Source organism: Micromonospora sp. 15K316 (assembly GCF_004348525.1).
Classification (GTDB): domain Bacteria; phylum Actinomycetota; class Actinomycetes; order Mycobacteriales; family Micromonosporaceae; genus Micromonospora.
Window position 1 is genome coordinate 1 of the sequence record NZ_SMKG01000293.1, and the last position, 6,250, is coordinate 6,250.

Consider the following 6,250-nt stretch of genomic DNA (forward strand, 5'->3'; position numbering starts at 1 on the left):
GGCGTTGGGGAGGGTCGGGTGGTTGGTCGGCGACTGGTCAGCAGCAGGTCGCCAGGTAGGACTGCAGCTCGGCGAGGGCGGCGAGCGTGCCGTCCCGATCCGCCCGGTAGTAGACGGTCTTCCCGTCTCGGCGGGAGGTGGCCACCCGTCCGCGTCGCAGCAGGGTCAACTGTTGCGACGCCGTGGCCTGGCTGATGCCGACCCGCTCGGCCACCTCGCCCACCGACAGTTCGGCGCCCTGGGCGAACAGCATCATGATCCGCTGCCTGGTGGGGCTGCCCAGGGCCTTGAGGAACTCCTGCGTCTGCGACGCCAGACCCTTGGGAACGCCGGCGGCGCGCGGAGGTGTGGCTGCACCTGTGGGCTGTCCGGCTGTGGCGTCGCTCATGGCCCTACCTTCCCCCGCCATCATCATATTGTCATTCAACCAAACGACGATATGATCGTGCCATGACAGCTCGAACCGAGCCAGTGATCATCATTGGCGGCGGCCAGGCAGGCCTGGCCGCCACCCGAGCCGCCCTGACCGCGGGCCCGCGGCTCGTCGTCCTGCAGGCGGGCAGCGAGCCCGTTGGCTCCTGGCCCGACTACTACGACAGCCTCACCCTCTTCTCGCCCGCCCGATACAGCGCGCTACCCGGCATGCGCTTCGACGGCGACCCGGACCCCGCTACCCCCGCCGTGACGAGGTCACGGCGTACCTGCGCCGTTACGCGCAGAACTTGGACGTCGAGATTCGCACCGGTACTCGGGTTCTCGCCGTCGACGTACGTCCCGGCGGGGGATACCTCGTCCGCACCGAAACCGGCGACGAGCTGGCCGCGGTGGGCATCGTCGCTGCCAGCGGATCGTTCGGCAACCCGTACATGCCCACACTGCCCGGCCAGAACGACTACGCCGGCGACCTCCGGCACGTCGCCCGCTACCGGCGGCCGGAGGTTTACGCGGGCAAGCGGGTCATCGTCGTGGGTGCCGGCAACTCCGCCGTCCAGGTCGCCTACGAGATCGCGGCCCACGCTCGGGTCACGCTCGCCACCCGGGAACCCGTGCGCTTCCTGCCCCAACGCCTCGGCGGGCGGGACCTCCATTGCTGGCTGCGGGTCACCGGCGCGGACCGCCTGCCCCGCCGCGTCCTCACCCGTCTTGTTCGACACGCCACCGTGCTCGACACCGGCGTCTACCGCGACGCCCTCGCCTCTGGGCTGCTCTCCCGGCGGGACATGTTCACCGCCTTCACCCCTGACGGCGTCATCTGGGCCGACGGCACGGCCGAGCCGGTCGACGCTGTCATCTTCGCCACTGGCTACCGCCCGGACCTCGCATACCTCAAACCCCTCGGTGCTCTCGACCATGGCGCCCCTCGGCAGGTGGGCGGGATCTCCACCACCCATCCGGGACTGGTCTATCTCGGGTTGGAGTTCCAGCGATCCTTCGCCTCGAACACCCTGCGCGGCGTCGGCCGCGACGCCGCGCACGTCATGACTGCCCTCGCCGCTCACGCGGCCGGACGCCAAGGCCGGCAGCGGAATGCGGACGTCGCCTCGCGCACGGGATCCAGCGCTCAACGCTGATCGCGTTCGGTGATCGGCGCTGGTAGGTACGGGGTTTGCCCGGCGGCTTACGCCAGCGACGAGGGGGTCGGCTCGACCGACAGCAGGGCGGCGAGCTGGCGCAGGATTCCCGGGCGGGCGCGGTAGTAGACCCACGTGCCCCGCCGTTCGGCATCCACCAGGCCCGCTTCGCGCAGCGTCTTGAGGTGGTGCGAGATCGTCGGCCCGGTCAGGTCGAACGCCGCGTCAGGTCGCACACGCACGCGCCGCCCACCTGCACGAGCGTGACCTGCCCTTCCTTGGCCTGGAGGCCGGTGACACCGTCGGCGCGGCGGTGCGGCAGTGGGGTCACGTGCGGGTGTTCTCGCCGTGGCGGAACAACGCCGACCCGGCCGCGCGCCGGTTGCTCGACGACGCCGGCTGGGTCGCCCCGGCCGGGGACGCGCTGCCCACCGGCGCGGATCTGGTCGCGGACTACCTTCAGCCCCTCGCGGAGCTGCCGCAGCTCAAGCCGCGCCTGCGCTACGGCGCGGGTGGAGGCGATCAGCCGGCTCGGCCTGGACCGGCTGCGCACCGCCGGCCGAGAGCAGGCGCCGTTCCTGATCCGCCTGGCCGACGGCGACGAGCTGCTCGCCCGGGCCGTCATTGACGCCTCCGGCACCTGGGGCACCCCCAACGTCCTCGGCGCCTCCGGCCTGCCCGCCTGTGGAGGAAGGACGTGGCCGCCTTCCTCGAGCACGCCCTGCCGGACGTGCTCGGCGCGGACCGGGACTGGTTCGCCGGTCGGCACACCCTCGTCGTCGGCGCCGGCCACTCGGCGGCTAACACGCTGCTCTCCCTGGCCGAGCTGGCGGCCGCGGAGCTGGACACGGAGGTGACCTGGGCGATCCGCTCGGCGAGTCCGGCCCGCACTTACGGCGGTGGCGACGCCGACGCGCTGCCCGCCCGCGGTGCGCTCGGCTCCCGGCTGCGTGAGCATGTCGACGCCGGCCGGATCCGGCTGCTCACCGGCTTCTCTGTGCATGCGCTCACCCCGGCTGACGGGCGGGTCGCCGTGGTCGTCCGGCACGCGGACGGCGGTGAGGAGTCCGTCGTCGTGGACCGGATCGTCGCCGCCACCGGCTTCCGCCCCGACCACTCCATCGCCGCCGAGCTGCGCCTGGACCTCGACCCGGTCCTGGGTGCCACCCGCGCCCTCGCGCCGCTGATCGACCCGAACGAGCACTCCTGCGGCACCGTGCCGCCGCACGGCGTCGGCGACCTCGCCCACCCCGAGGCCGGCTACTACGCCGTGGGCATGAAGAGCTACGGCTGCGCCCCGACGTTCCTCATGGCCACCGGCTACGAGCAGGTCCGCTCCGTCGTCGCCGCCCTCGCCGGGGACTGGGACACCGCCCGCGACGTCCAGCTCGACCTGCCCGAGACCGGCGTTTGCAACAGCAACCCCGCCGACTCCACCGGCACCGACAGCTGCTGCGGACCGGTCTCGGCGGAGACGGCCGGCAAGAGCCTGGCTACCCGCTGCTGCGGCAGCTGATGACCATCAACCTCACCACGGTGCCAGCCGGCCGACAGGTCGGCGGGCACCGTGGTGACGGCCGGCGCATCGTCGCCGCCCTCGCCATCACCACCACCATTGGCTACGGCAGTCTCTACTGCGCCTACGCGGTTCTGCTCCGCCCGATCGCGGCCACGCTCGGCGTTTCCGCCACCGTTGTCACCGGCGCACTCACCGCCTCCGTCCTCGCCAGTGCTCTCATGGCCATCCCCGTCGGCCGGTGGCTCGACCACCATGGCGGACGCGCCTTGATGATCGCCGGCTCCATCGCCGCCACGGTTGTTCTGCCCAGAGGTTGGGGACGCGGCTGGCGGGTGGGCCGCCGAGGGCGGTGTGGTGGCGGTGGTGATTGTAGTTGTGCAGCCAGGCTGGTAGGGCAGCTCGGCGGGCGGCCTCGCTGGGGTAAGGCCGGGCATATGGATCTACCTCTGGGCCTTCCACCGGTCAATCAGGGCCGGTAGCTCCCGCCACAGGTAGTCGTAGAAGTCCCGCATCTCGGCCAGGCGGCGGCCAGCCGCACTGTCCTCACCGGTGGCCGATATGCCCTGCTCGGCGGCCTCCCGCATCACCTTGACCAGCTGGTTCTGCTCGGACATGAGGGTCGCCCAGGCACCTTCGCGGAAGCGGAAGTGTTCCCGGCGGCTGCCGGGAGCGGGCACCCTCTCGATCAACCCGACTGCAGTGAGCGACTTCAACGCCGTCGAGACGCTGCCCGAGCTGATGGTCAGCAGTTCGGTGATCTCGCCCGCGGTCAGCGTGTCCCGCTCGGTAAACAGCAGCGCCGCCAGCACCCGTGCGGTCATCCGTTGCATCCCCCCTTGGGTCAGCGTCAGGGCAAGGCGCTCCGCCGGATCACTCAAGGCCGACACTCCGGTCCTCCCGTCACTCATCTTGACGAAATCCTAACACCTCCGAATCTTCAGAGATCTCTGAAGATTCGATACTGTGATGGCCATGGGAGACGTGATTCAGCTGGAGAAGCTGACCAAGACGTACGGGACCCGCCGAGGGCTGGTCGAGCTGAACCTGACGGTGACCGAGGGCGAGGTGTTCGGCTACCTCGGCCCGAACGGTGCCGGGAAGTCCACCACCATCCGGCTGCTGCTGGACCTCATCCGTCCCACGAGTGGCCAGGCTCGGCTGTTCGGCCGTGACCCGCACGAGCACGCCGTCGAACTCCACCGCCGGATCGGCTACCTCGCCGGCGACTTCGTGGTCAACCCCCGCCAACGGGTCGGCGAGTGCCTGACCTTCCTTGCCGACCTGCGCGGCGGCGTACCCCGAGCGCGGATCCAGGAACTGGCCGCCCGACTCGATCTCGACCTGACCGCCCGGATCAAGGCACTGTCCAAGGGAAACCGGCAGAAAGTCGGCCTGATCCAGGCCTTCATGCACCACCCCGACCTGCTGATCCTCGACGAGCCGACCTCCGGACTCGACCCGCTCGTCCAACAGACCTTCCTCGACCTCGTCCGCGAGGCCAAGGCCGCCGGACAGACCGTCTTCATGTCCTCGCACATCATGGCCGAGGTCGAAGCCGTCGCCGACCGGGTCGGGATCATCCGCGAGGGCCGGCTCGTCGCCCTCGACACGGTCGCCCGGCTCCGCGACCACGCCCTACATCGATTCGAAATCACCTTCACCGGCCCGATCGACCAGGCTGCCCTCACCACGCTCCCCGGCATCTCCGACCTGACCATCGACGGCCCGACCGCCCGGTTCGCCCTGGCCACCGACCCCAACGAACTGATCCAGATCCTCGCCCGACACCAGGTCACCAGCCTGCGGGCCAGCGAACCCGACCTCGAAGAACTCTTCTTCACCTACTACCAGCCCACCGACGCCGCCAAGGAGACCAGCCATGCCTAACGTCCTGACCAAGACCCTCTGGGACTCCCGCCGCAGCCTCACCGGCTTCGCCGCCGGCACCGCCCTGGTCGGCACCATGTACGCCGGCTTCTACCCCCAGGTCGCCGACGGGGCGATGGGCCAGGCCGTCGAAGGCTTCTCCCCCGCCCTGCGCGAAGCCCTCAACATGGAAGACATCGCCAGCGCCGCCGGCTACCTCGGCTCCAGCGTCTTCGGCATCATCGTGCCCCTGATCGCCGTCATCTACGGCATCGCCACCGGCACCCGCGCCATCGCCGGCGACGAGGAAGCCGGCTACCTCGATCTCCTCCTCGCCCACCCGGTCAGCCGCACCAGACTCCTGCTGCACCGCAGCGCCGCACTGGCCATCGGCGCCGGCATCCTCGCCGGCCTCGTCCTGCTCGCCATGCTCGCCATCCGTAACACCGCCCACCTCGACACCGTCAGCATCGACCAGTTCGCCGCCCAGTGCGTGGCACTGGCACTGCTCTCCACCGTCTTCGGCAGCATCGCCGTCACCATCGGCGCCGCCACCGGCAGCCGGGCCGCCGCACTCGCCGGCAGCGCCGCCGTCGGCGTCCTCGCCTACGCCGCGAACACCTTCGCCACCCAGCTCGGCGCCGACGGTCTCCGGTACGCCTCCCCGTTCCACTACTACATCGGCAACGAACCACTCCGTAACGGCTTCCAGTGGACCGACCTCGGCATCCTCGCCGCGACCATCGCCGTACTCGTCCTCATCGCCACCACCGTCTTCAACCGCCGCGACCTGACCAGCTGAACCACACCACCCCGTCCCGCCGACCACCGACGCGCCGGCGAGACGGGAGCAGCCGAAGCCCCACACGCCGGCCCCAGCCGGGCTCGACGCCGCTAACAATCGACTGGCCCGCCCCCCACCTCCGGCCAGGCGGCGGCCTAGGGCGTGTCCTGTCGATCATGGAAGCCAGATGATGGCGGCGATGAGGACGAGGCTGGCCTGGTAGAGGGATGCGCGTTTGGCGTAGCGGGTGGCCAGGTCACGCCACTGTTTGAGCCGGTTGAAGCAGCGTTCCACGACGTTGCGTTTGCGGTAGATCGCCTTGTCGAAGGCTGGTGGTCGTCCGCCGGTGCTGCCCTTGGCGGCGCGGCGGGCGACCTGGTCACAGCGTTCGGGGATGACGTGTTTGATTCCCCGGGAGCGCAGGGCTCGCCGGGTCGAGTCGTGGGCGTAGCCCTTGTCGGCGATCAGCACATCGGGCCGTTTGCGAGGCCGGCCGGGTCCCGGCTCGTT

6 protein-coding genes and 3 pseudogenes are annotated in these 6,250 nt (G+C 70.5%); 4 read left to right on the top strand and 5 right to left on the bottom strand.

Going from position 1 to position 6,250, the window contains the following annotated elements:
- Positions 1 to 37 precede the first annotated feature (37 nt).
- Positions 38 to 388, bottom strand: a complete 351-nt coding sequence (locus E1211_RS29790) for a helix-turn-helix transcriptional regulator (protein ID WP_132353189.1) — start codon at positions 386 to 388, stop codon at positions 38 to 40.
- A gap of 334 nt (positions 389 to 722) precedes the next feature.
- Here E1211_RS29790 and E1211_RS29795 point away from each other — a divergent pair, with 334 nt between their 5' ends.
- On the top strand, positions 723 to 1,571 hold the full coding sequence (locus tag E1211_RS29795; protein ID WP_243709760.1) for an NAD(P)/FAD-dependent oxidoreductase: 849 nt from the start codon (positions 723 to 725) through the stop codon (positions 1,569 to 1,571).
- Between the two features lie 47 nt (positions 1,572 to 1,618).
- Here the strand turns inward: E1211_RS29795 and E1211_RS29800 are convergent.
- A pseudogene (locus E1211_RS29800) lies at positions 1,619 to 1,821 on the bottom strand (ArsR/SmtB family transcription factor); the annotation flags it as partial.
- A gap of 33 nt (positions 1,822 to 1,854) precedes the next feature.
- On the opposite strand from E1211_RS29800, the pseudogene E1211_RS29805 reads away from it, so the two are divergent.
- Positions 1,855 to 3,087, top strand: a pseudogene (locus E1211_RS29805) (NAD(P)-binding domain-containing protein).
- A gap of 312 nt (positions 3,088 to 3,399) precedes the next feature.
- Here E1211_RS29805 and E1211_RS33980 read toward each other — a convergent pair.
- Positions 3,400 to 3,525: pseudogene (locus E1211_RS33980) on the bottom strand (IS481 family transposase); the annotation flags it as partial.
- 5 nt (positions 3,526 to 3,530) lie between these two features.
- Complete coding sequence (locus tag E1211_RS29815; RefSeq protein WP_243709761.1) at positions 3,531 to 3,911, bottom strand: GbsR/MarR family transcriptional regulator; 381 nt, start codon at positions 3,909 to 3,911, stop codon at positions 3,531 to 3,533.
- A gap of 151 nt (positions 3,912 to 4,062) precedes the next feature.
- On the opposite strand from E1211_RS29815, the gene E1211_RS29820 reads away from it, so the two are divergent.
- Both E1211_RS29820 and E1211_RS29825 read left to right on the top strand, forming a co-directional pair.
- A complete protein-coding gene (locus tag E1211_RS29820; protein ID WP_132353193.1) occupies positions 4,063 to 4,977 on the top strand; it encodes an ABC transporter ATP-binding protein in 915 nt (304 codons plus the stop codon).
- The gene (locus E1211_RS29825) at positions 4,970 to 5,758 is read left to right on the top strand and encodes an ABC transporter permease subunit (protein ID WP_132353195.1); all 789 of its coding nucleotides are present in this window, start codon (positions 4,970 to 4,972) and stop codon (positions 5,756 to 5,758) included. The genes E1211_RS29820 and E1211_RS29825 overlap by 8 nt, the downstream gene beginning before the upstream one ends.
- A gap of 156 nt (positions 5,759 to 5,914) precedes the next feature.
- Here E1211_RS29825 and E1211_RS29830 read toward each other — a convergent pair.
- The coding region (locus tag E1211_RS29830) for a transposase (RefSeq protein ID WP_165947213.1) at positions 5,915 to 6,250 on the bottom strand (336 nt) is incomplete at its 5' end.